Here is a 1,238-nt window from a genome sequence, read left to right as displayed (position 1 = left end):
CCCTCTCGACGACGAAGCTTATCCCCCGCCGTCTCACTGCCACGCTACACGCTTACCGGCATTCGGAGTTTGGCTGACTTCAGTAACCTGGTAGGGCCCCTAGGCCATCCAGTAGCTCTACCTCCGGCAAGCACCACATGACGCTGCACCTAAATGCATTTCGGGGAGAACCAGCTATCACGGAGTTTGATTGGCCTTTCACCCCTACCCACAGGTCATCCCCCAGGTTTTCAACCCTGGTGGGTTCGGGCCTCCACGCGGTCTTACCCGCGCTTCACCCTGCCCATGGGTAGATCACCCCGCTTCGGGTCTAGGACGTGCGACTAGAAGCGCCCTATTCGGACTCGCTTTCGCTCCGGCTCCCCCACACGGGTTAACCTCGCCACACGCCGCTAACTCTCAGGCTCATTCTTCAAAAGGCACGCCGTCACCCCCACAAGGAAGGCTCCGACGGCTTGTAGGCACACGGTTTCAGGTACTCTTTCACTCCCCTCCCGGGGTACTTTTCACCTTTCCCTCACGGTACTAGTCCGCTATCGGTCACCAGGAAGTATTTAGGCTTACCAGGTGGTCCTGGCAGATTCACACGAGATTTCTCGGGCCCCGTGCTACTCGGGGACAGCGTCCAGGAAGCCGCTAGAGTTTCGCCTACAGGGGTGTTACCTTCTCCGCCGGCCCTTCCCAGAGCCTTCGACTACCCCAGCGGTTTCTCACTTCCTCCCCAGCGCGGCAGCGCCAGGACGACACGCCCCACAACCCCCCGCCTGCAACCCCTGCCGGGTATCACACAGACGAGGTTTAGCCTGATCCGCTTTCGCTCGCCACTACTCACGGAATCGCGGTTGCTTTCTCTTCCTGCGGGTACTGAGATGTTTCACTTCCCCGCGTGCCCTCCACACGCCCTATGTGTTCAGGCGTGGGTGACACCCCATGACGGGTGCCGGGTTCCCCCATTCGGACATCCTCGGATCAACGCTCGGTTGGCAGCTCCCCGAGGCTTAACGCAGCCTCCCACGTCCTTCATCGGCTCCTGGTGCCTAGGCATCCACCGTGCGCCCTTACCAACTTGGCCGCATCGAACGAACACACACACACTCAACCAGCCCCCCCACCCAAGAACCAGCCCCACACCCCCCACACACAACGGAAGGCACCAGGCCGGCCCCACGACAAGGGGGCAGACTCATTGCGAACTACAAGAAAAAGAACATGCTCGCGTCCACTGTGAAGTTCTCAAA

The 1,238-nt window shown here is 60.4% G+C and carries 1 rRNA gene; it reads right to left on the bottom strand.

What is annotated here, in order from left to right:
• Positions 1 to 1,072: ribosomal RNA gene (locus G9H71_RS22530) — 23S ribosomal RNA — on the bottom strand; the annotation flags it as partial.
• Positions 1,073 to 1,238 lie beyond the last annotated feature (166 nt).

It is taken from the genome of Motilibacter deserti (assembly GCF_011250635.1).
Classification (GTDB): Bacteria; Actinomycetota; Actinomycetes; order Motilibacterales; family Motilibacteraceae; genus Motilibacter_A; species Motilibacter_A deserti.
Note: the sequence above shows the minus strand (reverse complement) of the source record. Positions and strands in the feature narration are given on the sequence as shown.